This is a genomic window from Serratia sp. PGPR-27, from assembly GCF_022678525.1.
Lineage (GTDB): Bacteria > Pseudomonadota > Gammaproteobacteria > Enterobacterales > Enterobacteriaceae > Serratia > Serratia nematodiphila.
Genome location: NZ_JALBYS010000017.1, coordinates 36,576 through 61,791, shown reverse-complemented (window position 1 = coordinate 61,791; position 25,216 = coordinate 36,576). Strand labels below are relative to the sequence as shown.

Genomic DNA, 25,216 nt, shown 5'->3' with positions numbered 1-25,216 from the left:
AATGAATTTAATATATGAAACGCACAATGAAACGTCTCAAATATAAAACAAACGAGCAACAGTGCCTTATTCACAGGTAAACCCCGCTCGTCTTAATAAAAACCAAACATTCACCAGGGGCCAGGCATGCGCAAGATCACCCTTTGTTTTTTTCTTGTTTCACCAGTGAGTTACGCGACTACCGTCGCATTGCCCAGCGACGCTGCTGCCACCGTGGCGCCGGTAAAAAAAAACCGCCCGGCCTTTCCGCATATTCATTGGCAAAACGAGGATAATAAAAAGAATATTGATATCGGCGGCGCGCTGCGCGCCAATTATCGCTATGAAGACTGGCGCAGCAGCAATTATCGCCATCCGCCGCATTTACGCTTTGACGCCTTTCGCATCGATGCCGCCGGCCAGATAAACGACGCGTTTTTCGATAGCGGATTCTGGTTTCAGGATCGGCGCAAATACGCCATCGACCGCGCCTATGTCGGCTACCACCTGTCTGAGCGCTCCACCGTGCAGCTGGGCGCGCCGTTCAAACCGTTCGGCCTGATGCCCTATCCGCAGTTCGGCTGGTCGTACGGCATTCCGTTTTACCTCGGCTTTGGCGTCAACACCGGGCTCGGCGCCAAATACCAATACCAACGGGGCGATTGGGCCTTTGACGCCGCCTACTACCCGCGCATGATGCCGACCGGCGTGCGTTACGCCCCCGACGTCGCCAGCTACGACGATCTGAAGAACACCAACTTTGCCTCACAGCATCTGCAGCGCAACGAAAAACGCGATCAGGTAAACCTGCGGCTGACGCGGGCTTTCCACCAGGGCGGCTGGGACAATGAGCTCGGCGGTTCGCTGGCGGCCTCGCGGCTCTACAACCAGGCGACCGGTGATAACGGCAGCTTCTGGGCGGCGGGCCTGCATACGCTGGTGAATCGGGATGCCTGGCATCTGTCCGGCCAGGTTATCCGCTACGGTTACGACGCCAAAGGCCCGGCCGGCGCCAGCAATTCGGTGATCCTGATGGGCGGCAACGGCCTGACGCCGGCCTATCTGATCCCGTCGCAGGCCACCACTGCCGCCATCAACCTGGCGCGCGACGTCGAGGTGCCCTGGGGACCGGTGAAAAAGCTGCGCTTCTACAACGACTACAGCGTGCTCTGGAAGGACAGGCACGGCGGCTCCGACTCCAAAATGAATACGCTCGGGGTGCAGGTGTCCGCCATGCCGGTGATGCTGTGGGTGGATCTGACCTGGGCGCAGAACGCCAATCCGTGGGGCGGCGTGGAAAACGCCACCGGCTGGACCGGCACCCAGTCCTCCGGCAGCAATAAATGGTATTTTCGCACCAACGTAAACATCGGTTACTACTTCTGAGCGCGGCGGGATCTACACTGAAGTATCGCCGTCAACCGGAGAAATCATGATGCTGAGCGCGCAAACGCTGCATGTCGCCATCAACCGCCCCTGTGACGAGGTGTACGCCTTTCTCAGCCGCCCGGAAAACTTCCCGTTGTGGGCCAAAGGATTAACCAATAGCTTACGGCGGGAAGGTGAAGATTGGATGGCGGAGACCCCGCAGGGGCGGATCCGCATTCGATTTAGCGCGCCCAATGCCTTCGGCGTGCTGGATCATTGGGTGACGCTGCCGGACGGCGGCGTAGTCTACGTGCCGCTGCGCGCGCTCGCCAACCGACAAGGTGCCGAGGTGATCTTCACCCTGTTCCGCCAGCCGGACATGGACGACGCGCTGTTCGCCCGCGACGTCGGGCTGGTGAACGCCGATCTGCAGGCGCTGAAGCGCCTGCTGGAATTGCGCTAATCCCCCTTACCCCTTGACCGACGACACCACGTTAAGCGGCTGGGCATCCGGCAGAATATTCATGTGCTCCAGCACCTGGGCCATGATCTTGCCGAACACCGGCCCGGCCACCGAACCGCCGAAGTGCTTGCCGGCTTTCGGGTTGTTGACCATCACCACCAGCGCCACCTGCGGATCGCTGGCCGGCGCCACGCCGGCGGTGTAGTTGATGTAGCCGCCATCGTATTTGCCGCTCGGGCCCATTTTCTCGGCGGTACCGGTTTTGATCGCCAGCCGGTAGCCCGGCACTGCGGCGCTCACCCCGCTGCCGCCCGGCAAGGCGTCGCTCTCCATCATATGCACCACGGCCCGAACCGTATCCGCCGGCAGAATACGTTGCCCCATCACCGGCGGCGTCACCTTGGTGATCGACAGCGGCCGATAAATGCCGAAGGAACCGATCGCGGCATACTCGCGCGCCATCTGCAGCGGCGTCACGCGCAGCCCATAGCCGAAGGAGAAGGTAGCGCGTTCGATATCGGCCCAGCGTTCGCGATGCTGCGGCAAGTAGCCGCTGCTCTCGTTGCCGATGCCGAGCTCGGTCGGTCGCCCCAGGCCAAAGCTGCGGTAGACCGCCGGCAGCACCGTGGCCGGCAGCGCCAGCGCAATGTGCGATACCGCGATGTCGCTCGATTTTTGCAGCACGCCGGTGATGGTCAGTTTCGACCAATGGCCGACGTCTTTGATCAGGTGACCGTTCACCCGATACGGCGTGGTGTCCAGCACCGTATCCGGCCGGATCAGCTTATGCTCCAGCCCCACCATTACCACCACCGGTTTCACCGTCGAGCCCGGTTCGAAGCTGTCGCTGCTGCACACGTTGCGAATATCCTTCGCCGGGGTGCTGCCATAGTTGTTCGGGTTGAACGACGGGTAGCTGGCCATGCCGAGGACCTCGCCGGTGTCGATCTTGACCAGCACCGCACAGCCGGAGTCGGCCTGGTTAGCCACCACGCCGTCGCGGATCTGCGCATAGAGCACGTACTGAATAAATTTATCGATGCTGAGCGTCACGTTCGGCGGCGGCACCGGATCCACGCTTTTAAGCACGCCGATCACCGCGCCGCTGCCGTCCTTCTGATAGACCCGCAGGCCGTTTTTGCCCTGCAACAGCGGGTTGAAACCCAGCTCAATGCCTTCCAGCCCCTGATTGTCCTGGCCGACGATGCCGATCAGCCCGGCGGCGTCCTGGCCCATCGGATAAAAGCGGCTGAAATCCTGCTCGGTGCTGACGCCGGTCAGATGCAGTTTGCTGATGTAGGCGGCGTTATCGTCCTCTACCTTGCGAGCGAGGTAGACAAAACGTTTGCGCGCGTTGCTCTGGATCAGGTGCTGGATGTCCGCCAGCGGGATCTTCAGCACGTTGGCCATGCTCTGCCAGCGTTCGTTGCCGGTATCGGTCTGGGTATCGAGAATATGCTTCGGATCCAGCACGATGTCTTTGGACGACACGCTGACCGCCAGCGCCTCATCGTTGCGATCGGTGATCATGGCGCGGTTGGTCGGCACCACCTGGGTGCGGATCGAACGTTGGTCAGCCTGATTGGCCAACTGCTGGTGTTCCAGCAGTTGCAGGTAGCCGACCCTGAACGCCAACAGAAAAAAACAGACCAGCATGCCGGCGCATATCCAGCCGAAACGAACTGTGGAATAGGTTTTACCGCTCTTTTTGGTCGATGGCGCCACTGTTGTGTTAACCCTACGTTTTTATTCAGTTTATGGTGTTATTTCAGTCTACCTTGCCGGAAATGGTCAGGAGATTGCAGTTTGTAAGAAAGTAAAAACAAACCGCATCACCGTTGCACATCTGCGCTGTCGTTTAACTGCGGTTTACTTTGCGGCGTATCGCCGGGCTGCGGCGCGTTGGCCGGGTCAAAAATGTGGTCGAGGATCGCGCGCGCGGTCGGCCCCGCCACCACGCCGTCGCCACCGCCGTTTTCCAGGATCAGCGCCATCGCCACCCGGGGATTTTTGTAGGGCGCAAACAGCGTATAAAAGATGTGATCGCGCAGCCGCACCGGGATCATTTTGGCGTTGTAAGTCTGGTTTTGCTTCAGGCTGAACACTTGCGAGGTGCCGGATTTGGCGGCGATCTGATACGGCGCGGTGTGGAACAGCTTGTAACCGGTGCCGTTCGGCAAGTTGGCCATGCCGTACATACCGTTGCGCACGATGCCCCAGTAAGGCGAGTTGGGATCGCCGATCTGCGCCGTTTGCGCCGGCGGCTGGTAGCGCGTCACCCGGTTGCCCTGCTGCAGCGAATATAACAGATGCGGCGTTTTCACCCGGCCGTTGTTGAGCAGCGTGCTCAAGGCTTTCACCATCTGGATCGGCGTCGCCACCCAATACCCCTGGCCGATGCCCACCGAGACCGTATCCCCCTGATACCAGCCCTTTTTGTGCACCTTCAGCTTCCAGTCGCGGCTCGGCAGCACGCCGCGGTACTCTTCGTTCAGATCGATGCCGGTCGACTGGCCGTAGCCGAACTGGCTCAGCCAGTGGTGAATGCGATCGATGCCCATCTCATAGGCCACCTGATAAAAGAAGGTATCGGCGGACTCTTCAATCGCTTTGGTGACGTTGAGCATGCCGTGGCCGGTTTTCAGCCAGTCGCGGTAGCGCCGCTCGGTGCCGGGCAGCGTCCAGGTCGGCGCGCCGAAAAAGGTGGTGGTGGGCGTGATCACCCCGGCGAACAGCGCCGAAACGGCCATGTAGGGCTTCACCGTGGAAGCCGGCGGGTACAACCCCTGGGTAACGCGGTTGATGAGCGGCAGATCCGGGTTGCCCAGCAGCGCCTTATAGGCCTGATAGCCGATGCCTTTGACGAAGGGATTAGGATCGTAACTGGGGCTGGAGACCATCGCCAGAATGCCGCCGTCGCGCGGATCTTCCACCACCACCGCGGCGCGTTGCCCCTTCAGCACCGATTCGATGTACTGCTGCAGCGGCAGATCCAGCGTCAGGTAAATGTTTTTGCCGGCCTTCGGCGGCTGCTCCTTCAGCAAGCGGATCACCCGCCCATGGTTATCCACCTCCACCTCCTGATAGCCGGTGGTGCCGTGCAGTTCTGACTCATAATAGGCTTCGATGCCCTGTTTGCCGATGTTGCGGTCGGCGGCATAGTTCTCGCTCAGGCCGGCCTTGTCCAGGCGCTTGAGATCGCTGTCGTTGATCTTCGACACATAGCCCAGCACGTGCGCCAGCTGGGCGCCGTAAGGATATTCACGCTGCTGATAGGTATCGATGGTCACCCCGTCGAAACGGTATTGATTGACGGCAAAGCGCGCCACCTCAGTGTCACTCAGCCCGGTTTTTAGCGTCACCGGCTTGTAGCGGCTGTTGTGGTGCATATCGTCGCGAAACGCGCTGATGTCTTCCGGCGTCAGATCGACGATCGGCGTCAGCGCCTGCAGCAGCGCCGCCATGTCGGTGATTTTGCTGGGCGTGATTTCGACACGATACAGTGTCACGTTTCGCACCAGCGGAGTGCCATTGCGATCGAAGATTAACCCGCGGCTGGGGGCGAGCGGCAGCATCTTGATGTCGTTCTGGTTGGAACGCGTCTGGTAAAAGCCGTGCTGGCGGATTTGCAGCCGGTAGAGGTTAACGATCAGCGCGCCGAAGCAGACCACCACCAGCGCCAGCGCTACGCCTGCCCGGCGGATAAACAGCCTCTCTTCCGCAGAGTGGTCGCGAATTTTTTCTTTTAACAGGGCCATGCGGTGCCGGTACCTTTTGCGTCACATTTCCCCGTAAAATCAGGGAACTGAAAAGCCGGCAAGCATAGCGTTATCGAGCGCGCCGCCCCATGAAAAGGTTGCTAATGAAATGGCATAACTGTTTCAGCATATTGGAATGTTACCGTCGGCGTTTTTTTCACCGCGCGCCCCATTGAGCCGTCGTTCGCCCCAATGCTACAATGTGATCTGAATCACATTATTCCCGTTATTCCCCCGCATTTCCCTGTCGGCGCCCTGCCGGATGCGGCTTTTTGTTACATAGGATCGAGTTCGATGAGTACCATTGCCACCGGTTTAGTCATGATGCGCTGGGAGTTGCTGAGCGCCGTGATGATGTTCTTCGCCAGCCAGTTAAACGTCGTTTGCCGTAAAACCAGCCGCAACGGCATGGCGTTCATGTTCAGCAGCCTGGGCCTGTTTACCGCCTGCTGGTTCGTGATGGGCCTGATGGGCATCCACCTCACCCTGGAAGCCTTCACCCAATTCTGGTCATCGGCCTGGGATCGCTACGTGGACGTCGTCAGCACCATGCCGGCCGATTGGCCGATGCCGTAACCTCGCTGCACGGGCGGCGCATCTGCCGCCCCGCCGATTATTCCGCGTCCGTTGACGGCGCCGCCGCCAGCCGCGCCATCAACGCCCCCGCTTCGATCAGCTGCGCCTGTTCTTGCTCCGTTAAACAGCTTTCCATCGCCGCCAGCAGCCACGCCTCGCGCCGGGTGCGGCTTTGCTGCAACAGCCCCAGCCCGGCGGGCGTCAGGCGCACCCGCACCCGGCGTTTGTCTTCAGCATCCGGCGTGCGCACCAGCAGCCCATCGGCCTCCAGCTCCCGTAAGGCGGCCGCCAGGTTAGAGGAACGCATGCGCTCCGACTCCGCCAGCAGCGACGGCGTCGCCTCGCCGCCGTGACGATCGATAGCTCCCAGCAGCATCAGCTGGGCCCAGGATTTTTCGTCGCTGCGCGACTCGCGCCGCAAACGGCGCACCAGCGACATTAATTGCGTGCGCAGCAGCGTCACGTCTTCAGGATGATCTTTTTTCATTGGCATCAATAGATAACGATAGATTTGTCCGTACTTTCACACCGAGACCGGAAACGGTCAACCGAAATTGGCGGACGAAATATGCCAGCTCGCTATTGGCGGGTGCCGGCGTTGAGCGGCAACACCGCATGCACCGCCAAAGCGAACAGCAGACCGATGCCACCGCCCAGCAACACATTGACCACCCTTTCTGCGGCGATCGACGGCGCTTTTCCTGCAATCACCAACACGCAGGCGATGCAGGCGCAACGGGCGCCAAACCCCAAGGTATAACGATGAAAAGACACCAGGGTGAGCATCGTCACCACGCTCAGCAGTTCATAACCCACATTGCCATGCGGCATGAGGCTACCCAGCAAAATACCGACGGGCACGCCCAGCAATGCGCCTGACGCACGCTGGCGGAGTTTGTTGCGCGTAGCGGCCATATCGCCGCTGATCACGCTGACGGCCGACCAGATCACCCATTGCCCGTAATCGAGGTGTTGCCACTCAACGATCGCCGCCGACAGTGCAACGGCACAACTTACGGCGAGCAAAGCCTCGCCGCAGGCCACGCGAGCGCCAAGCTCATCGCTGCGGCGCAGCTGGAGATAATGATGCAGGCTGTCACTCGTCGACAGCCGCGCTAGCCGCCGATGCTCTGCCAGTGCAAGCATCAGCACCGGCAAGACGGCTGCCCCCAGAAAAGGGAGCTGCGCCCAGCCGCATTGGGCTAATGGCGCGCCGGCGCCACCTTCAGCGGTTTCACACGCCAGATAAAGAGCCGGAATAAAAATAAAATTCCCCAGGGATCGCAGCTTGCCGCCGAACGCGGAGATCCCAACCGCCGCCGCCGCTGCCAACACGCACGCCAAAATGAAGATGACCGGCGTGTGCATGGCGCACAGCAGCGCCATAAAGAGCAGCAGCAATGCCGCCGCATGCAGCGCCACGCCGAGCGGCGCCAGTTCAAGGCGCTCACAAACGACAAACAGCGATATGGTGACCACCGAAGCCTTCAGCCAGTTGGCATTGCCTGTCGCCAGGCTCAGGGCCAGCAACGGCGCCAACACCCATGCTCCCCGTCGCAGCTGACGCCAGGCGATTTCTTCACGCAGCAGCTTCACAATGCGCTCAGTTGTTCCAGCGTGACGATATCGGCAATAGTGGCAAGCGTTTCCATCGAGATCCGGTGCTCTTCCGCCGTGGCCGCCGCGCAAGCCTCTTCCAGTATCAGCACCTGATAATCGCGATCGTGCGCGTCGCGCGCCGTCGCCTGTACCGCCCAGGTGCTGCTGACTCCACAGATCACCAACCGTTCAATGCGGCGGGCGCGCAGCGTCGCATCCAGATTGGTGCCATAAAACGCGCTGACGCGCGGTTTTACGATGGTTAACTCCCCCAAATCAGACGCTAAATCAGGATGAAAATCCGTGCCCGGCTGGCCCAGTGCGATAGCGCCAAATTGATGCGCCTGCCCAAACATCCGCGAGTATTTGGGTTGATCGACATAGCCGGCCGCGAAACCGACTTTAACCAATATGCGCAGCCAATCCTTGCGCTGCGCGAGAGACAATGCGCTATTTGCCCGCGCGATAGCATCGCGCTCAATGACCTGCTGCGCCGAGCGCGCAATTTTTCCTTCCGGGTGGGAGATATCCACGATGTAATCCAGAGCGATCAGTGCGGTATTCATAGAAAGCGTCTCCTTGCCGCCGACACGGCGAAATGGGTAGAGAGAGTGTGGCGCCGCCGAATTGTTGAGCGGCTTGGTGGAGTAGCTTAAAATAAATACCTATGATAATATAGCTATTAATTTATAGCGAAATGTAACAACGCCGCCGACGGGCTTTACGTTTTCTCACGCATTTCCCCCGCGCCGGCCAGTTCGCGGTGTTATTATTATCTTGCTTAACAAATCCCTCCAAATTCAAAGTGGTACGACAAGTCGATGGAAGCGTGGAAAGTCAATCTGATCTCGGTCTGGCTCGGGTGTTTCTTCACCGGGCTGGCGATGAGCCAAATCCTCCCTTTTCTGCCGCTGTACGTCGAACAGCTCGGCGTCAGCGATCATCAGTCCCTCAGCCTGTGGTCCGGGCTGGTGTTCAGCGGCACCTTTTTGGTCTCGGCGGTGGTGTCGCCGCTGTGGGGCAGCCTCGCCGACCGCAAAGGCCGCAAGCTGATGCTGCTGCGCGCCTCGCTGGGCATGGCGATCGTCATCGCCCTGCAGGGGCTGGCCACCAACGTCTGGCAGCTGTTCGCGCTGCGCGCCCTGATGGGGCTGACGTCCGGCTATATTCCCAACGCCATGGCGCTGGTCGCCTCGCAGGCGCCGCGCGATAAAAGCGGCTGGGCGCTGGGCACGCTCTCTACCGGGCAGATCTCCGGCGTGATCGCCGGGCCGCTGCTGGGCGGGCTGATGGCCGACCATCTGGGGCTGCGGGTGGTGTTTTTCGTCACCGCCGGGCTGATGTTCGTCAGCTTCCTGGTGACGCTGTTCCTGATTAAAGAACGGCGCATCACGGTGAAAAAAGCGGATCAGCTAAGCGGCAAGGCGGTATTCCGTTCGCTGCCTTATCCAACGCTGATCGTCACGCTGTTCGTTTGTACCCTGATGATCCAGCTGGCTAACTCCTCCATCAGCCCGATCCTGACGCTGTTCATCCGCGAACTGTCGGGCGACGTCAGCAATATCGCCTTTGTCAGCGGCATGATTGCCGCCGTGCCCGGCATTGCGGCGCTGATCTCGGCGCCACGCCTCGGGCGGCTCGGCGATCGCATCGGCACCGCGCGCATCCTGATCGCCGCGCTGCTGTTCACCACCGGCCTGTTCGCCGTGATGGCCTGGGTGAATACGCCGCTGCAGCTGGGCATTCTGCGCTTCCTGCTGGGGTTCGCCGACGGCGCGCTGATGCCGGCGGTGCAGGCGCTGCTGCTGAAGTATTCCTCCGATCAGGTGACCGGGCGCATCTTCGGCTATAACCAATCCTTTATGTACCTGGGCAACGTGGTTGGCCCGCTGCTGGGATCGGGCATTTCGGCGATGATGGGGTTCCGCTGGGTGTTCGCCGTCACGGCGGTATTGGTGCTTTGCAATGCGCTGCAGCTGCGGCATCAGTTCAAAAAAGTGGAAAATAAACGCGCGGGATAACGAGGAATGTGGGGAAACGCCTCAAGCAGTGGCGGGACAATGACGCCCATCAACCGTACCACCACTGCCAAAGGCGGCCGTAGCCTACTCGACACGATGAACGTTTGGTATTTATGTAAGTAAATAAAGTGTTGCGGGCGTGTGGAGGGCCGCCGCAGCGGCCCTTTTGGATCAGAACATGGTATTGTCGTTGGCCGATTTTTCCGGCACATCCTGATTGACGTCCCAATGCTCGGTGATTTTACCCTGATCGTTCACCCGATAAATATCCACGCTGGCGGTGCCGCGATCCTGCGGGTTATTTTGGTATTGGACGTGAACGTAGACCAGATCGCCGTTGACCGCGCTGCGGTATATTTTGGCGCTGTACTGCGGATTGTCTTTGAAGGTCTGGCTGAAGAAATCCAGGAACGGCTTGATGCCGTCGCCGACGAACGGGTTATGCTGCTTGTAGTTCTCCACAATCAGCTTTTGCGCCACGCTGATGTCATGACGGTTGAAAAAGCCTGCATACAGATCTTCCACCACCTTCAGCTTCTGCTGGGCATGATGATAACCGCCCTTGCCGGCCGATTTGTAAGACGCCGCCTGATCCGTTGACAGCGCCGGGTAACTCGCCAGCAAACCGCCGACGATCGCACAGGTGATCAATGCCTTTTTCATAACTGCTCCTTAGTTTCCTGAGTGACCTACGATTTTCAGCTGCCCTTTCAGATGGGTGAAGCTGCCGTCCCTGGCGGCGATGTTGGTGTATACCTCGCCGCGCTCAAAGTCCTCGACATGCGTCACGTTGTCGCCGGACTGTGGTTCATGCCAATAGACCATGTAGACCTTCGGCCGAATCTCCACCGCGGTGTACTGCACGGTATCGGTGATGCCCTGCGACGCTTCGCCGATACCGGTGAAGGTCATGGTCTTGTCATCGGTAAAATCCAGCTTGAAGGCGAAATCGCCGAAGGTCGCCTGCACCACTTTACCGACCGCAATAAACTGCCCGTGTTTTTCCGTCATCGTCGCCGCCTTACTGTTTGTCAGGGTGGTTTGCGCCGCCAAAGCGGCAGGCAATGCCAGGGGGAAAGTCAGGGCTATCGCCAGCGCGATGCCCGTTCGTTTCACTGTTTTCATCGTTCCTTCTCCTTTCCGTGGTTGAAAACGAGAATCATTATTATTTCTTAACGGTTGGCGGAAATATAAGAATAATCTCTATTCCTATCAGGCACCTGGCGGCGAAAAAAGCGGGCGAAAAATCGCCGTAAAATGGCATAGCAATAGCGCGTTCTGGCCATTGGTTTTTACGCAATGAACGGAATTACTGCTTTCAGGAAGGGAAACCACTCGGGGATTTGATGGGTCTATAGCGCAGATCGCTTTAAGCTAATGCGTATTTATTCTTAAGGCCGCCCGCCGCAGGGAAACGGCGGCGAACGGCGTGGCGTTTAACGCAGCCAGGGCGTATAGGTGACGCCAACCAGCAACCCTTCCGGGCTGAGCAAACGGGTAACGCTTTGCCCCCACGGCTCTTCACGATTGGCGACCAGCAGCCGATAACCGCGATCGACCAGCCCCTGGGTGGCGGCCGCCATGTCGGCCACGTCGAACTCGATCCATGCCTGCGGCACCGCGAGATCCGCCGGCCAGCGATCGTCGCCAAAGCAGGACTGCGCCGCCTGCGCCAGCGGCCATAGGGCGAAGTGCTTCACCCCGTCCAGCGCGCCCTGCTCGGCCAGCAGATAGGTTTCGTTGCCCGGCATCGGCTTGAGCGGCAGCCCCAGCGCCTCGACATAAAACGCCTTGCTCTCGTCGCTCTCACGCGTGATCGGCCCGCATCCGGCGACGAACAACACGCCCAGCCCGGCAAATGGTTGATCCATGCTTGCACTCCCTTCCGGTTAGCGCCCCTGCCGCACCTGCAGCGGAGCAAGTCCATAGGCCGCCTTGAAGCGGTTGCTGAAATGGCTGGCGGAGCTGAAGCCGCACGCCAGCGCGATCTCGGTGATCGGCTGTTGGCTATGCCGCAACAGCTGTTCCGCCCGCTGCAGCCGCGCGCGCATCACAAACTGGTGCGGCGCCAGGCCGGTCGAATGTTTGAACATGCGAGCAAAATGGTATTCGCTCAACCCGGCCTGCGCCGCCAGATCGGCCAACAACAAAGGCCGATCCAGGTGGCTTGCGATATATTCCCGCACCCGCCTGGCTACCGCGGGAGCCAGGCCGCCGCGCGCCGCCGGCAGCTTCCACTGCAGCTGGCTGTAGCGCTGGATCAGGTGCGACATCAGCAGGTTCGAGGCGCTGCTGAGCGCCAGCAGGTTGGCGCTGTCCCGCCAGTCGCAGTTGAGCAAAAACTGGCGATACAGCAGCGTGATCTGCGGATCTTCGCCGAAGCTGCGTTGCTCCACGTTGATCGCCGCCGGGCTGCGATCCCAGGTTTGCTCCGCCAGCCGGCGCAGATGCCCGTCGGTGCAATACAGATGCACAAACGACAGATCGCTGCGCACATCCCAGGTGGAAGCGTACTGGCGCGGCATGATGCAGAAGCGATCCGGCCCGCCGCCGTTGCGCCAGCCGCCCGGCACCTGCTGGTAGCACTCATAGCCGTCGGCGACGTACAGGCTCAGGGTATGGTGGTCGGCGCTTTCCTGCGTGACGCGATCGTTGCAGTTGGACCAGGCCGCCAGCTCCACGCCGGTGCCCAGCAGCACGCTGCCGTGCAGCCGCGCCTTGTGCTCACGCAGTGTTTCAAACGCCTGATAGTTGGACATCGCCGGCCCCGTTGTTCGACATGCTGACAGTGTAAAGAGTGGCGCCGCGGCATGCCAGCGGCCGCCCCGCGCTTTTGGCAAAAAAAGCGCAAGAATATGCAACTGGGCGCAAAGCGCTGCAAGCGCCGCCGCGCGCCAAAGCGGATACTGCGCCATCGATTTTTTCGGAGTGAATAGAATGAATGCGCTGTTGTACCTCGCCGTGGTGCTGATTTGGGGCACCACCTGGATAGCGATTACCCTGCAACAGGAAGGCCCGGTGGCCATTCCCGTGTCGATCGCTTACCGTTTCGCCATTTCCGCCACGGTGATGTTCGCCGCGCTGTTGCTAACGCGCCGCCTGCGCCGCATCGCCCCGCGCGATCATCTGTTCTGCGTGCTGCAGGGCTGCTGCGTGTTCGGTTTCAACTTCTTCTGCTTCTACCATGCGGCGGCTTATATCAGCAGCGGGCTGGAATCGGTGATCTTCTCGATGGCGGTGCTGTTCAACGCCCTCAACAGCTTGCTGTTCTTCCGCCAGCGCCCCAGCCCCAATCTGCTGCCGGCGGCGCTGCTGGGGTTGACCGGCATCGTGGCGCTGTTCTGGCAAGATCTGGCCGCCACCCGCATGGCGCCGGAGCTGCTTAAAGGCATCGGCCTGAGCGCGCTCGGCACCTACGGCTTCTCGCTGGGCAATATGATCAGCGCGCGCCATCAGCGCCGCGGGCTGGATATTTTTTCCACCAATACCTATGCCATGACCTACGGCGCGATGCTGATGGCGCTGATCGCCCTGGCGCAGGGCGCATCATTCCAGATGGAATACAGCAGCCGCTATATCGGATCCCTGTTGTATTTGGCGATCTTCGGATCGGTGATCGCCTTCGCCGCCTACTTCAGCCTGCTCGGCCGCATCGGCGCCGGCGCGGCGGCCTACAGCACCCTGCTGTTCCCGCTGGTGGCGCTGACCATCTCAACGATTTACGAAGGCTACCAGTGGCACTTCAACGCCGTGCTGGGCCTGTGCCTGATTTTGCTGGGCAACCTGGTGATGTTCGCCAAGCCGGGGCTGAAGTGGCGACGGGCGGGTATCTCAAAACAAAACTCAACCCTTTGAAGCCATTGGCGAATATCGTTATTATCAGGTTTTGTTGATAACGGATGATGGCCAATGCTCAGAAGTGATGATGTGACACCCCGCGCCTACCAACAGGTGGACGTTTTCACCGCCACGCCACTGCAGGGCAATCCCGTGGCGGTGGTGCTGGAAGCCGAAGGGCTGAACGACGCGCAGATGCTGGCATTGGCCCGTTGGACCAACCTGTCGGAAACCACCTTCGTGCTTAAACCGACGCACCCGGCGGCGGATTATAAGGTGCGCATTTTCACCACCGAAAAAGAGCTGCCCTTCGCCGGCCACCCGACGCTGGGCACCGCCCACGCCTTGCTGAAAGCCGGATTGACGCCTAAACGCCCTGGAACAGTGATGCAGGAATGCGGCGTCGGCCTGGTGGCGGTCAATATCCTGCCGGAAGGCACATTGGCGTTCGCCGCGCCCGAAGTAGAGTTCCGCCCAATGGCGGCCGAAGAAACCGAACGGTTAACGGCCGCTTTACGGCCTGCAGTGATTGCAGCAAGCCCTCTGCCGGTGATTGCCGAGATGGGCATTCGCTGGCTGATGGTGCGCCTGCCGGACGCGCAGTCCTGCCTGGCGGTAACGCCGGATCAGGCCACGATTAAACAGCTGCAAACCGCCTGTGATGTGGATGGCGTAGTGATTTATGGCGCCTGCTCCGCAACCGAACCGGCCGATTACGAAATGCGCGCGTTTATGGTGGAATGCGGTGTTTTGATTGAAGATCCGGTAACCGGCAGCGCCAATGCCTGCCTGGCGCGCTTGCTGCAAGCCAGCCGCTTCCCAGACGGCGGCCAGACCGCACAGGGTTACCAGGTGCGCCAGGGCACCCAACTGAATCGAGATGGCCGCGTGAGCGTGCGCTTTATTGACGGCGAGCCCTGGATCGGCGGGCAGTGCCGCACCCTGATTAATGGCACATTGGGTATTTAGTTTGGGGGGGAACAGATTGGAGGGAGTGGTTTTATCTGCCTATTCGGCTTCCCCTAATGAGGCTCAGTAATTATCTCTCGCTGAAAGAAGTTCAGCTAGCGCCTGGTTCTGTAGTAGTTAGCACTATCCAGTACCAACACTATCAATAATCAGGTTCGAAGAAGAAAAACATCCGCTACTTTTTTGGGGCCTTCGTAAATTTCGAATTTATCATGCTGAACCATACGCTCTTTAGGTGCAGATTCCATAAGAAAATCTACAGTTCCCAACGAAAACGTCTTGCCATTTTCAGACTTGGATTCCTCTAGCTCAAAAACAACGCTCCAGGCATTATTTTGCCACTCCTTGTCCTCAGGAAGTCGAGATACTGCATAATACTTTCCTGCTGGAGGGACTGTTTTTCTCCCGCCCATATGTTCAGGAGTCCAATCAACCTTTACGAGATTCATAACACACTCTCCATTATATACTCAACACCCACGCTTAGCTTTAATTTCTTTGCTACAAGTAACCTTAGCGTGATTATTTAAATAAACAACTTCAGTATATATCTCTGATCCTATTCCAACTAGCCCCATCTTTCACCTATATATGGAACAATACTTTCTATAGTTAAAATCCTGCCTTCCAATAAAGATTAACCACATGATTTTTATAGTTATTTAAGGGGATTCTCTTAAAGAATTTATTATTGGTGAACACAAAAAACCGACCCTCTACCCAGTAACATTCAATTGAATAACATCTCCAAAAGTAACTACTAAACTCATTGCATTAAAACCCTCTTCGTTCCATTTCATAGGGTATTTTTGGGTATATCCTTACAATAAAATCTAATCTTTAAATCTGAAAAATGTTCCAATGCGAAATTATCAACTTCAATATTTTTAATGTTAAACTAATTATTAAACATGAATTTGATCTTTTCTTTTCCTATAGCATTTTCAAACCACGTGTCAGCACCTCACGAACAGTTATAGTGCCCACAAAAACCTCCTGATATAAATCCCAGCATAATCACCCTATCTCTGCGAGCGAGTTTCAAACTTTAATATTTGCTTTTCAAATACCATTGGATAATGATGGGATGTTTTTTCAATGAGTTTATCAACATCTTCCCCTGTAAACCTTGTAACTCCACTCAATAAGTGAGAATTATTATATTCATTCACCCCTGTTAGAATGAAATATCTCTCTGATGTCAGAGTTTCGCCAAAGTGTAATTTACAAGAAATACTACACTCATCATTATACGATTTTATCAACCCTAACAGTGAATCACTATCACAAATTAAACCCTCCTGCAAGAATAAATAAACCCCACCGCCACTATATATTGCTTTATAAATTCTCTCCACAGTTAGAAGGCCTACATCATCACTAACCTCAACCATATCAATAAAATAGTTTCTATTATTAACAATAACACCTTCTTTTTCAGTTACATTTTTCTTCAGTTCCATTAAACCGTTTTTACCCACAGCTCTTTTTATACTTTTTATTTTGTCACTTACGTTATCCACATAATAGTCATCATCAAGGAATACAATCCTTTTAACCTTAAAGCTATTTATTGTTGCCCATAACTTTTTTATGTATAGCTCATATTCGTCGCTTGAGAACACATTAATTAGAGAAAGATCCGTGTCTTTTACTGAGACACCAATTTTTTTTAAACTAGCTTTTGCATCAGTAATCAGCTTTGTTCTCATTAGAAGCACCTATCACCTTTGTATTTATTTGTATTCCTTGGTCGGCCTTTCTCATAAGAGAAATGCTCGCCTTTAGTACCATGATAATGTGGTTTCTCAAAAGTGTCATTGTCCGTGAAAACATGCCCTTGATGATGCACTTTTACACGACCAACCTCAGAATTATTTCTCATAATCTGTTCCTCATGCAAAATACCTGAGTTAAGTTTTGAGTTTTCAGATTGGGTTATATCCTCGACTACTTGGACTTGGTATGTTTGCGATGTAGGGATACCTTGCGAACGCATAGCCTCCCTTCTTGCTGCTCGAGACGTCTCAAGCGTTTTATCCCCTGGAAGTTGGTCTCTTCTGGTACTCAACCCCAGCGGATCCACCCACATCAGCGGGTTCGGCGCATACTGATACAGGTTCAACCCACCACGCAACCCTATCGGATCCTGCGTGGTGAAACGCCCCACCTCGGGTTCGTAGTAGCGGAACAGGTTGTAGTGCAGGCCGCTTTCGTCGTCCTGATATTGCCCGGCGTAGCGCAGCGGCTGCTGATATTGCGCGCCCTGCCGCTTCGCCGCGCCGGCTACCGTCTGGCCCTGCAGCTTGCCGAAGGTGTCGTATTGCCCGGACCAGCACAGGTTGCCCGCTGCGTCGGTCACTTCCAGCGGCGCGCTGTTCAGATCGGTGTGGTACCAGTAAATATCCGCCGAGCGGCTGTCGCCTGCCTGCTCCAGCGCCGCCAGCGGGCTCCACGGGCTGGCCGGATCGTAGCTCCAGCTGCGGCGGCTGCGGCGGCTGCCGTCGTCGCGCTGCTCCTGCAGCAACCGGTAGCCCTGCCACAGGAAGCATGTAAATAACTAAAGTCGCCCTGTCAATTAAGAATCAACTTAATATCCTAGCGAGGATATATAGCTACCTTTCCCTTATCATTATTAAAATAAATTTCACTAATCTTACCATCATCATAAACACATGATAAAATAACATATGGCAAAAGAGAGTAATTACTTACCGTCATTATACTGTCGATCCTTCCATCTTTATAAAAGTAATGATAACCAGACACATTACCATCATCATTTGCAAAAAAAGCTTTAGATGGCTGCCTTTGAGAATTCAAAAAAACTCTACTTATAACCAAATAGTTTCCCTTTACATCCTGTCTTATTTCAAGAACCTCATCACCATCTCTAATGACATAAGATGTATCCGCTACAACTCCTTTTGAGTTATAGCTATCTATTTTATTTATATGGTCATCATTTGAAAAATAGCAATATGCATTACTTTTGTTCTTGGGCTCTTTACTCAAAATTCCTCCATTTTTAAAGCCGGTTAACTCATTGTAAAATGGAATAATACTAAAGGCATTAGTTTTAGACCACGATACAACCTTTGACTCCGCATGACTAATCGAAGATATCTTTTCAGCTAATAGCTCTTCATTCAAAAAAAGAGACCGCACTTCATCTAAATTAGCCCTGATGTTATCAGCTATTTCTTTCATTTTTATCACTATAGTAAAGGAGTAAATTTTGGCACAGGCCTCTTTCGTCGCCATGATATTACCCGGCGTAGTTAACATACATGACAAGCTTCTTTAACACGCTACCTCACATGCCGTTATTGGTTTAACAGCTAATAGGTTACAGGTACCTACTCGATGGTATGGTGGCATCAAGTAGTCCTGTTTCGTGGTGTTCTATCAACCTAAAGGCGTCGCGCTAACCGGACCAGCACAGGTTGCCCCCCTTCACGGCTAGGATCATCAGTCTTGCTACGCCAAACTACCTCTTCAAAAAAGAGTCGTTATTAAAAATCAAAGGTAGCACTGTTTCCATTTTTCAATACCATTATCGTCATCAAGCCACTCTTTTTTATCAATACGCCATTCATCATTTTTTAGATGCAGGGTATATCGATATTTATTTTTAAATCCCGTATGTTGTTGAGTGACAAAAACCGCCTTGTTTTTGTTTATTTCAGAGCTTAGCACCTCTTCGCTAGGAGAATATTCTGGTGGTTCACTACAAGATAGGGATGTTTGACGACCTTGCTTCCGTTCCTTCACCGTACAGAACTTATTGAATATCTCATCAAGTTCATCCTTCAACACAACCTTAATACTTTCTGAGTCATCCTCAGAAAGCAGTGGATAACATCTCAGCTCCCACTCATTCATCTTTATTATGAAATTAGTTAAAACATTTCTTGCTATTTCTACCGCTTCCATAATTCACTCCTATCAGTTCGTAAATATTCGACCAAGTACTTTTTGACCATTTTGGAATACATCGTACTGTATCGATGTTGGTCTTGTACCACCATTAGCATATTTGAAAGTCCATTCAATATCGACCGCTCCTTGCTTATTTACAAATTTCCGAACTGAGTCCTCAAATGTCCTATACTGCCCACGATTCACTCCTGGTAACTGCGGGAATACATTGCCCTTTCCACCTTGCCCCCCCAGCACTTTTGCTAATATATGCCCCGCATCATCTGTCTGATATCCCATAGCCCTCGCAGCATCACGAGCACTCGTATTAACTGCAGTGCCTGTTTTAAGATCTGCTGGTGTTACAGTTGCCTTGGCTGAGAGTATTGCTCCATTTTTGCCATGAGTTAAGGTCGGACACTTCGCTAGCCCCCATGGATCTATCCAAGCTAAAGGATTTGGCCCATAAGCATATAAATTCAGCCCGCCTTCCAGCCCTATCGGATCCTGCGTGGTGAAACGCCCCACCTCGGGTTCGTAGTAGCGGAACAGGTTGTAGTGCAGGCCGCTTTCGTCGTCCTGATATTGCCCGGCGTAGCGCAGCGGCTGCTGGTATTGCGCGCCCTGCCGCTTCGCCGCGCCGGCCACCGTCTGGCCCTGCAGCTTGCCGAAGGTGTCGTATTGCCCGGACCAGCACAGGTTGCCCGCTGCGTCGGTCACCTCCAGCGGCGCGCTGTTCAGATCGGTGTGATACCAGTAAATATCCGCCGAGCGGCTGTCGCCCGCCTGCTCCAGCGCCGCCAGCGGGCTCCACGGGCTGGCCGGATCGTAGCTCCAGCTGCGGCGGCTGCCGTCGTCGCGCTGCTCCTGCAGCAACCGGTAACCCTGCCACAGGAAACGGGTCGTCTGTTCGGTTTTGCCCCTGTAGCGCACCGTTTTGCGGCTGCGGCGGCCCAGCGCGTCGTAATGGTACTGCGCCTCGAACTCGCCCTGCGGGCCGCGGCCGTGCGCCTGCACCAGCCGATTGTCGGCGTCGTAGCGGTAGTGCTGTTCGTACAGGCCGTTGCGCCGGCTGATCAGGTTGCCCCAGGCGTCGTAACGGTAAAACAGTTTTTGCCAGTGCTTCAGGCGGTTATCGGCGATCGGCGCCAGCGGCAGGTGCGCGTCGATGTCGCTCTGCGGGCTGCGTTCGCCCAGCAGGTTATCCGCCAGATCGTACACCAGCCGCGCACCCGGTTTGCCCTGATTGGGTTCGCGGTGTTGCAGCAGGCGGCCTTCGGCGTCGTAACCGTAGTGCACTTCGCCGCGCAGCGCGTCGCTCACCCCGGCCAGCTCGCCGCGGCCGGTGTAGCGATAAGCGCGCCACAGCACGCCGTCTTCCGGCCGGGTCAATTTGTCGTGGCCAAAGGCGCTGCTCTGCCAGCTGCGGCGGCCCAGGGCGTCGTAACGCCGCTGCTGCTGCAGCGCGCCCTGGCTGCGGCCGGTTTCCCGGTGCAGGCGATCGCGGGTGAATTCGCTCACCACCTGCTGGTTGAATTTGATGGCGCTGGCGTGGCCGGAGCCGTAATACAGCCACTGCAGGCGATCGCCCTGCGGCAGCGTCAGCGCCTGCAGGTTGGCCAGCGCATCCCATTGGTATTGCAGCTCGCCGTTCACGCCCTGCTCGCCGAGCAGCCGCCCGGCGGCGTCATAGCGCATCTGCACGCTGTCCGGCTCGATGCCCAGCGCCGCGCCGCTCGCCGTCGGCAGGCGGTTCAGCTCTTGCAGCCGCCCCATGGCGTCGAAACGGTAATGCCATTCCGCGCTGGCGTTGCCGCGCCAGACCAGTTGCCCGGCCTCGTCGAAGCGGAAGCGCTGTTCGCGCTGCGTCAGTTCGCCTGCGCTGCCCGGCTGGCCGACCTCGCGGTGCTCCTCCAGCAGCCCGGCCGCGCCGTAGCGATAATCGTGGCGGGTGTCGTCCGGGCGCTCTTCAGCCAGCACGCGGCCGACCGCGTCGTAGCCGAAGCGGTATTCGCCGCCGTTGCCGTTATCCAGCCGCGTCAGCCAGCCCTGTGGGCTGTAGTGATAGCGCCGGGTGCGGTTGATGCGATCGGTAATGCTGACCGGCAGCCCCAGGGCGTTGTACTGCCAGCGGGTCAGGCTGCCCAACGCATCCTGATGCTCGGCCAGCTGGCCGTGCGCATTCCAGTTAAAGCGCTCTTCGCCGCCGTCCGGGTGGATCAGGGTATGCAGGCGGCCGCCGTTATCCCACAAGTAGCGCGTCTGATGGCCTTCGGCATCGGTCTGCGTCGTCAGTTGCCCCAGCGCATCGTAGGTATAAGCCGTTACGCTGCCGGAACAGTCGGTGTAGCGCGTCAGCTGGCCGCGGGCGTCCCACTCCAGCTTCACTTCCCCGCCCAGCGCGTCGATCACACTAGCGGGCAGGCTCTCTTCGTCATCCGGATAGCGGTACAGCGTGGCGTTGCCCAGCGCATCGACATAGCGCGTCGGGCGCCCCAGCGTGTCCCAATGCTGCGCCTCACTGCTGCCGTCCGGGTAGGCGACGGCGAACAGCCGGCCGCTGTTGCGCGAATATTGATAGCGCGTCACGCGGCCGAGCGGATCGGTCTCCGACAGCAGGCGGCCGTAAGGATCCCATTCGCTCTGGCGCTGCGCGCCGCCGGGCAGCAGCACGCTGCACAGCTCGCCGCGTTGGTAGATGAAACCGTAGCGGCGCTGGTCGAAATCGGTGTACTGCGCCACGTTGTCGTCGTCATCCAGCCGCCACTCCGCCCGTTTGCCGTCGCCGCGCACCGCGCTGCGGCGCCCGCCGGCGAAGTCATAGCCGAACTCAAGGGATTCCCCGGCGCTGTTGCGGTAGGCCGTCACGCGCGGCACGCCGTCGATCTCTTGCCATTGGTATTCGTTCAGCAGCCCGGCGGCGTCCTGGTGGCTGATCATCAGGCCGTCGCGCCAGCCAAAGCGCCGCGTCACCTCACCGGCGCGGTTGCTCACCGTCGTCAGTTGGCCCTGCTCATCGTAACCGTAGCGCGCCAGCGTTCGTTCACCGTCGGCGGTTTGCAGCGCCACTTCACGCAGGCGGCCCTGCGCATAGCGGCACATCAGGCGCTGCCCGGCGCTGTCCACCAGTTCGCTCAGCAGTCCCTCATCGTCGTAGAACAGCGAGGTGGCGTTGCCGATGGCGTCGGTGATCATGCTCAGCCGGCTCGGCTGGTCGCCCGCCAGCGGCGGGTAGTGGAAAATCTGTTCGCCGACGTCAAACAGCTGCCAGCTGCCGTCGTCGTTGTGCATCAGCCAGCATTTTTCGGCTTCGCAGTAGGTTTTGTGGCCGCGCGGCACCATAGGGAAAGCGACGAAGTCGCCGGAAGGCGCACGCCACACCAGGCCGTCCTGATACGGCTGCAGGCTGCTCTCCCAGAACAGGTTCCAGCCGCGGCCCAGTACGCCGTCGCCGGGGTTGCCGCTGCGCCAATAGCGCTGCCAGGCGACCGGCAGCCGCGAAGGCAGCACGAAATCGAGATCGTCTTCGCCGTCGAGGAATTTCTGGCCGCTGACGATATCCACCGGCCGGGCGATAATGCCGACCGCGGCGGTGGCGGTCATCAGCGTGCCGGCGCGGCAGGCGATGCGCGCCAGTTTGTTGATGCCGGGCAGCTTGCCCAGCAGTTTGCCCAATGCCCCCAGCTTGCCGGCGGCGCCGCCCACGCCGCCCACCAGGCCGGCGAACAGCAGCGTCAGGTCAGAGACCTTGTACAGCCAATCCGGCACTTCGGGCTTGATCGGCAAGGTGGTGACGGTGCCGCCGCCGATAAACACGTTGGGCGAGCCTTCCATCACCTGCGCGTCGCAGTTGGTTTTGTCCCCCACGCGCGAGGCGGGCTGGCCGTTGATGCTGACCTTGTCGGAGCCCTGCGCCATCTGCATGCTCGGGCCGTCGTCGCTGCAGGCCACCTGGCTGTTGGTGGCGAGCGCAGCGGGTTTGCCGTTGATGAAGACGTTGGGGGAGCCGGTGACGATATTGCCTTTGGGGGTCAGGCTACCGGCACCGGCGTCGGCAATGCCGTCGCGCGCCGCGGTGGCCGCCTCCCCGGTGAGATACCCCACCGCCAGGCTGGCGCCGATGAGCAGCACGCCGACGCCGATACAGGAAGCCGCCAGGCCGGCGACGAACAGCGCCCCCGCCGCCACCGCGCCTGCGGCGGCGATCAGGCCGCCGACAAGGGTGCCGGCAATCATGCCGGCCAGGGCATGGGAATGCCCGATGGTATCGCCGACGCGAGCCGCTTCGGTCATCGTAAGTTCCTTTTACGCAAAGAGTTCATCGTTATGCCGCCCGGTAGCTGCTCAGCACCTGCTGCAGCAGCGCGTCGTCTTGCGGCGTCAGCTTGCGCGCCATCGCCAGGGTGAACACCAGCACCCGGCCCTCCGCCAGCGCGAACACCGCCTGGTTCTGCCAGATGCGTTTGCCGTCGCGCAGGTAGCTGGCGCGCACCCACTCACCGGCGGCCAGCCCATCGCCCAACGTCGCCGGTTCGCGGCTTTTGAACGCCCAGCCTTTCAGCCCCTGCGCCAGCGCATCGAGCTGGCGGGTGACGTAGCTTTCCAGATTCTCCGCCGGCTGCAGCGCATCGCGGGAAATATTGATTGAGGGGGAAACGTCATCGCCGGCCAACAGGACGTTGACCGTGCGATCGGCATAGCCTTCCGGCAAAGCGACGCTGCCTTCGCTAAAAGCGCAGCGGGATAAAGCGGACATGCGAGGATCCTTTTGCATAAATAATGCTTAAGCATCGCATAACTTAGCCTTGAAATAAAACCATCAGATACGGCGAATGTTGCGCGGCGTGACCGCGTTCACTGTGCAAAAGAGCGGTGCCGGAATCTGGCCGGGAATCAAACCGTCATATTACAGAATTATCTGAATCCACCGGCGCGCCGCCGCGCCGATTATGGCTATACTCGGCTTTCGTCCGTTTTTCAGGAGATCAGGATGCTGAGATTCACCCGTAGCGCGCTGCTGTGCGCCGCGCTGGCCGCGTTCGCCGCCGGCGCCGCCGAAACGCCGACGTTCGGCCCGGAGCTGCAGGGCTTTCACTACCCCTACCCGTTGCAACAGTTCAGCTTCACCTCGCAGGGGCAGCCGTTAAAAATGGGCTATATGGACGTGCCGCCGGAAGGCGCCGCCAACGGCCGCACCGCGCTGTTGCTGCACGGTAAAAACTTCTGCGCCGCCACCTGGCAGGACACCATCAAGGCGCTGAGCAAGGCCGGTTACCGCGTCATCGCGCCCGATCAAATCGGCTTTTGTTCCTCCACCAAGCCGGCGCATTACCAGTACAGCTTCCAGCAGCTGGCGCAAAATACCCACAGCCTGCTGCAGAATCTGAACATCAGCAAGGCCATCGTCATCGGCCACTCCACCGGCGGCATGCTGGCCACGCGCTACAGCCTGATGTATCCGCAGGCGGTGGAACGGCTGGTGATGGTCAACCCGATCGGCCTTGAGGACTGGAAGGCGAAAGGCGTACCGTGGCGCAGCGTCGATCAATGGTTCGCGCGCGAGCTGAACACCTCCGCTGAGAGCATCCGCAATTATGAGCAGCACACTTACTACGGCGGCCACTGGAAGCCGGAGTACGATCGCTGGGTGGACATGCTGGCCGGGCTGAACAACGGGCCGGGCCATCGCCTGGTGGCGTGGAACTCGGCGCTGATCTACGACATGATCTTCACCCAGCCGGTGTATTACGAGTTCAAGGATCTGCAAACGCCCACCACGCTGATGATCGGCACCGCCGACACCACCGCCATCGGCAGCGATATCGCCCCGCCGGCGGTCAAGGCCGCGATCGGGCATTATGACGTGTTAGGCAAACAGGCGGCGAAACTGATCCCGCACGCCACGCTGATCGAGTTCGCTGGGCTCGGCCACGCGCCGCAAATGGAGGAGCCGGAGCGCTTCCATCAGGCGTTGCTCAAGGCGCTGCACCCCTGAGCGGCCGGTTGGCGCAGCCGGCGCGCGGCGGCTAAACTTTCAGCTGGCACTCAATTGCAGGAGACAGCCATGCGACAGATTATTGCCAGCGCGTTCGTCAGCCTCGACGGCGTGATGCAGGCGCCCGGCGGGCAGGACGAAGACCGCAGCGGCGGCTTTCGCTTCGGCGCCTGGACCGCCCCCTACTGGGATGACGCCGTCGCGGAAACGATGAGCGATCTTTTCTCAGCGCCTTTCGATCTGCTGCTCGGGCGGCGCACCTACGATATCTTCGCCGGCTACTGGCCGCATATCACCGACGAGGCCGACCCGTTTTCCGCCGATATCGCCCGCGTGTTCAATCAGGCCACCAAGTACGTCGCCACCCACCACGGCGAGACGCTGGCGTGGGAGAACAGCCAGTGGCTGGGGCGGGACATCATCGCCCGGCTGCGCGAGCTGAAGCGCGCTCAGGGGCCGGTGCTGCTGGTGCAGGGCAGCAGCACGCTGATGCAACAGCTGCTGGCCAACGATCTGGTGGACGAACTGCGCCTGCTTACCTACCCGGTGTTGCTCGGCGGCGGCAAGCGGCTGTTCGATGACAACGCCGCGCCGGCGGCCTTCACGCTGACCCAATCGGTGGTCTCGCCCGGCGGCGTGATCGTGGCCCACTACCGCCGCGCCGGCGAGGTGGCCACCGGCGACTTCACGGTGGAAAGCGCAGCGGCCCAGTCGTAAAAAAAGGGCCGTT

General features: G+C 58.2%; 23 protein-coding genes and 1 pseudogene. 8 read left to right on the top strand and 16 right to left on the bottom strand.

Annotated features, from left to right (window positions below; translation table 11 throughout):
* Window positions 1–126 precede the first annotated feature (126 nt).
* Entirely contained in the window at window positions 127–1,365 is a 1,239-nt protein-coding gene (locus MMS95_RS11465; protein WP_242141706.1) for a hypothetical protein, read from the top strand.
* Between the two features lie 46 nt (window positions 1,366–1,411).
* Window positions 1,412–1,810 carry a polyketide cyclase gene (locus tag MMS95_RS11460; protein ID WP_088381565.1) on the top strand — a complete coding sequence of 133 codons (399 nt, stop codon included), beginning with the start codon at window positions 1,412–1,414 and terminating at the stop codon, window positions 1,808–1,810.
* A 6-nt stretch (window positions 1,811–1,816) separates the two neighbouring features.
* Here the strand turns inward: MMS95_RS11460 and MMS95_RS11455 are convergent, their stop codons facing one another.
* Window positions 1,817–3,535 (bottom strand): penicillin-binding transpeptidase domain-containing protein, encoded by a 1,719-nt coding sequence (locus MMS95_RS11455; RefSeq protein WP_021504563.1) that lies wholly within the window; start codon window positions 3,533–3,535, stop codon window positions 1,817–1,819.
* 107 nt (window positions 3,536–3,642) lie between these two features.
* Window positions 3,643–5,568, bottom strand: coding sequence for a penicillin-binding protein 2 (mrdA, locus tag MMS95_RS11450; RefSeq protein WP_044031276.1), 1,926 nt, complete (start codon window positions 5,566–5,568; stop codon window positions 3,643–3,645).
* Window positions 5,569–5,862: 294 nt separating this feature from the next.
* Between mrdA and MMS95_RS11445 the strand changes: the two genes are divergently transcribed.
* Window positions 5,863–6,144 (top strand): YjcB family protein, encoded by a 282-nt coding sequence (locus MMS95_RS11445; protein ID WP_004940713.1) that lies wholly within the window; start codon window positions 5,863–5,865, stop codon window positions 6,142–6,144.
* A 37-nt stretch (window positions 6,145–6,181) separates the two neighbouring features.
* Here MMS95_RS11445 and MMS95_RS11440 read toward each other — a convergent pair whose 3' ends face one another.
* From MMS95_RS11440 to MMS95_RS11430, 3 genes are all read right to left on the bottom strand, one after another.
* Window positions 6,182–6,631, bottom strand: coding sequence for a MarR family transcriptional regulator (locus tag MMS95_RS11440; RefSeq protein WP_015377827.1), 450 nt, complete (start codon window positions 6,629–6,631; stop codon window positions 6,182–6,184).
* Between the two features lie 92 nt (window positions 6,632–6,723).
* Entirely contained in the window at window positions 6,724–7,740 is a 1,017-nt protein-coding gene (locus MMS95_RS11435) for an FUSC family protein (RefSeq protein WP_242141705.1), read from the bottom strand.
* Window positions 7,737–8,309 carry an isochorismatase family cysteine hydrolase gene (locus MMS95_RS11430; RefSeq protein WP_033633093.1) on the bottom strand — a complete coding sequence of 191 codons (573 nt, stop codon included), beginning with the start codon at window positions 8,307–8,309 and terminating at the stop codon, window positions 7,737–7,739. The genes MMS95_RS11435 and MMS95_RS11430 overlap by 4 nt, the downstream gene beginning before the upstream one ends.
* 255 nt (window positions 8,310–8,564) lie before the next feature.
* On the opposite strand from MMS95_RS11430, the gene MMS95_RS11425 reads away from it, so the two are divergent.
* Window positions 8,565–9,764 (top strand): multidrug efflux MFS transporter, encoded by a 1,200-nt coding sequence (locus MMS95_RS11425; RefSeq protein ID WP_015377824.1) that lies wholly within the window; start codon window positions 8,565–8,567, stop codon window positions 9,762–9,764.
* Window positions 9,765–9,935: 171 nt separating this feature from the next.
* Here the strand turns inward: MMS95_RS11425 and MMS95_RS11420 are convergent, their stop codons facing one another.
* From MMS95_RS11420 to MMS95_RS11405, 4 genes are all read right to left on the bottom strand, one after another.
* Entirely contained in the window at window positions 9,936–10,427 is a 492-nt protein-coding gene (locus tag MMS95_RS11420) for a nuclear transport factor 2 family protein (RefSeq protein WP_021504558.1), read from the bottom strand.
* 9 nt (window positions 10,428–10,436) lie between these two features.
* Window positions 10,437–10,889, bottom strand: coding sequence for a MoaF N-terminal domain-containing protein (locus tag MMS95_RS11415; RefSeq protein WP_242141704.1), 453 nt, complete (start codon window positions 10,887–10,889; stop codon window positions 10,437–10,439).
* Between the two features lie 311 nt (window positions 10,890–11,200).
* Window positions 11,201–11,635 carry a glyoxalase/bleomycin resistance/dioxygenase family protein gene (locus tag MMS95_RS11410; RefSeq protein ID WP_015377822.1) on the bottom strand — a complete coding sequence of 145 codons (435 nt, stop codon included), beginning with the start codon at window positions 11,633–11,635 and terminating at the stop codon, window positions 11,201–11,203.
* Window positions 11,636–11,653: 18 nt separating this feature from the next.
* Window positions 11,654–12,523 carry an AraC family transcriptional regulator gene (locus tag MMS95_RS11405; protein ID WP_242141703.1) on the bottom strand — a complete coding sequence of 290 codons (870 nt, stop codon included), beginning with the start codon at window positions 12,521–12,523 and terminating at the stop codon, window positions 11,654–11,656.
* Window positions 12,524–12,701: 178 nt separating this feature from the next.
* Here MMS95_RS11405 and MMS95_RS11400 point away from each other — a divergent pair, with 178 nt between their 5' ends.
* Together MMS95_RS11400 and MMS95_RS11395 are read left to right on the top strand one after the other, a co-directional pair.
* A complete protein-coding gene (locus tag MMS95_RS11400) occupies window positions 12,702–13,619 on the top strand; it encodes a DMT family transporter (protein ID WP_242141702.1) in 918 nt (305 codons plus the stop codon).
* Window positions 13,620–13,673: 54 nt separating this feature from the next.
* Window positions 13,674–14,570, top strand: coding sequence for a PhzF family phenazine biosynthesis protein (locus tag MMS95_RS11395; RefSeq protein WP_242141701.1), 897 nt, complete (start codon window positions 13,674–13,676; stop codon window positions 14,568–14,570).
* Between the two features lie 149 nt (window positions 14,571–14,719).
* Here the strand turns inward: MMS95_RS11395 and MMS95_RS11390 are convergent, their stop codons facing one another.
* The 7 genes and pseudogenes from MMS95_RS11390 to MMS95_RS11360 all read right to left on the bottom strand — a co-directional run bounded on the left by MMS95_RS11390 (window position 14,720) and on the right by MMS95_RS11360 (window position 23,247).
* Window positions 14,720–15,019, bottom strand: a complete 300-nt coding sequence (locus MMS95_RS11390; protein WP_156865642.1) for a hypothetical protein — start codon at window positions 15,017–15,019, stop codon at window positions 14,720–14,722.
* 573 nt (window positions 15,020–15,592) lie between these two features.
* Window positions 15,593–16,282, bottom strand: coding sequence for a hypothetical protein (locus MMS95_RS11385; RefSeq protein WP_156865641.1), 690 nt, complete (start codon window positions 16,280–16,282; stop codon window positions 15,593–15,595).
* Window positions 16,282–17,124 (bottom strand): annotated as a pseudogene (locus tag MMS95_RS24235) (RHS repeat-associated core domain-containing protein); the annotation flags it as partial. The pseudogene MMS95_RS24235 and the gene MMS95_RS11385, both read right to left, overlap by 1 nt.
* A 44-nt stretch (window positions 17,125–17,168) precedes the next feature.
* Window positions 17,169–17,834, bottom strand: coding sequence for a hypothetical protein (locus tag MMS95_RS11375; protein WP_242141700.1), 666 nt, complete (start codon window positions 17,832–17,834; stop codon window positions 17,169–17,171).
* 258 nt (window positions 17,835–18,092) lie between these two features.
* Window positions 18,093–18,506 (bottom strand): NTF2 fold immunity protein, encoded by a 414-nt coding sequence (locus MMS95_RS11370; protein ID WP_156865639.1) that lies wholly within the window; start codon window positions 18,504–18,506, stop codon window positions 18,093–18,095.
* A gap of 12 nt (window positions 18,507–18,518) precedes the next feature.
* Window positions 18,519–22,784: an RHS repeat-associated core domain-containing protein gene (locus MMS95_RS11365; RefSeq protein WP_156865638.1), complete on the bottom strand. Its 4,266-nt coding sequence runs from the start codon at window positions 22,782–22,784 to the stop codon at window positions 18,519–18,521.
* Between the two features lie 31 nt (window positions 22,785–22,815).
* Window positions 22,816–23,247 carry a DUF1795 domain-containing protein gene (locus tag MMS95_RS11360; protein WP_085336930.1) on the bottom strand — a complete coding sequence of 144 codons (432 nt, stop codon included), beginning with the start codon at window positions 23,245–23,247 and terminating at the stop codon, window positions 22,816–22,818.
* 234 nt (window positions 23,248–23,481) lie between these two features.
* On the opposite strand from MMS95_RS11360, the gene MMS95_RS11355 reads away from it, so the two are divergent.
* Window positions 23,482–24,486 (top strand): alpha/beta hydrolase, encoded by a 1,005-nt coding sequence (locus MMS95_RS11355; protein ID WP_242141699.1) that lies wholly within the window; start codon window positions 23,482–23,484, stop codon window positions 24,484–24,486.
* Between the two features lie 69 nt (window positions 24,487–24,555).
* Window positions 24,556–25,203, top strand: coding sequence for a dihydrofolate reductase family protein (locus MMS95_RS11350; protein WP_242141698.1), 648 nt, complete (start codon window positions 24,556–24,558; stop codon window positions 25,201–25,203).
* Window positions 25,204–25,216: the final 13 nt, after the last annotated feature.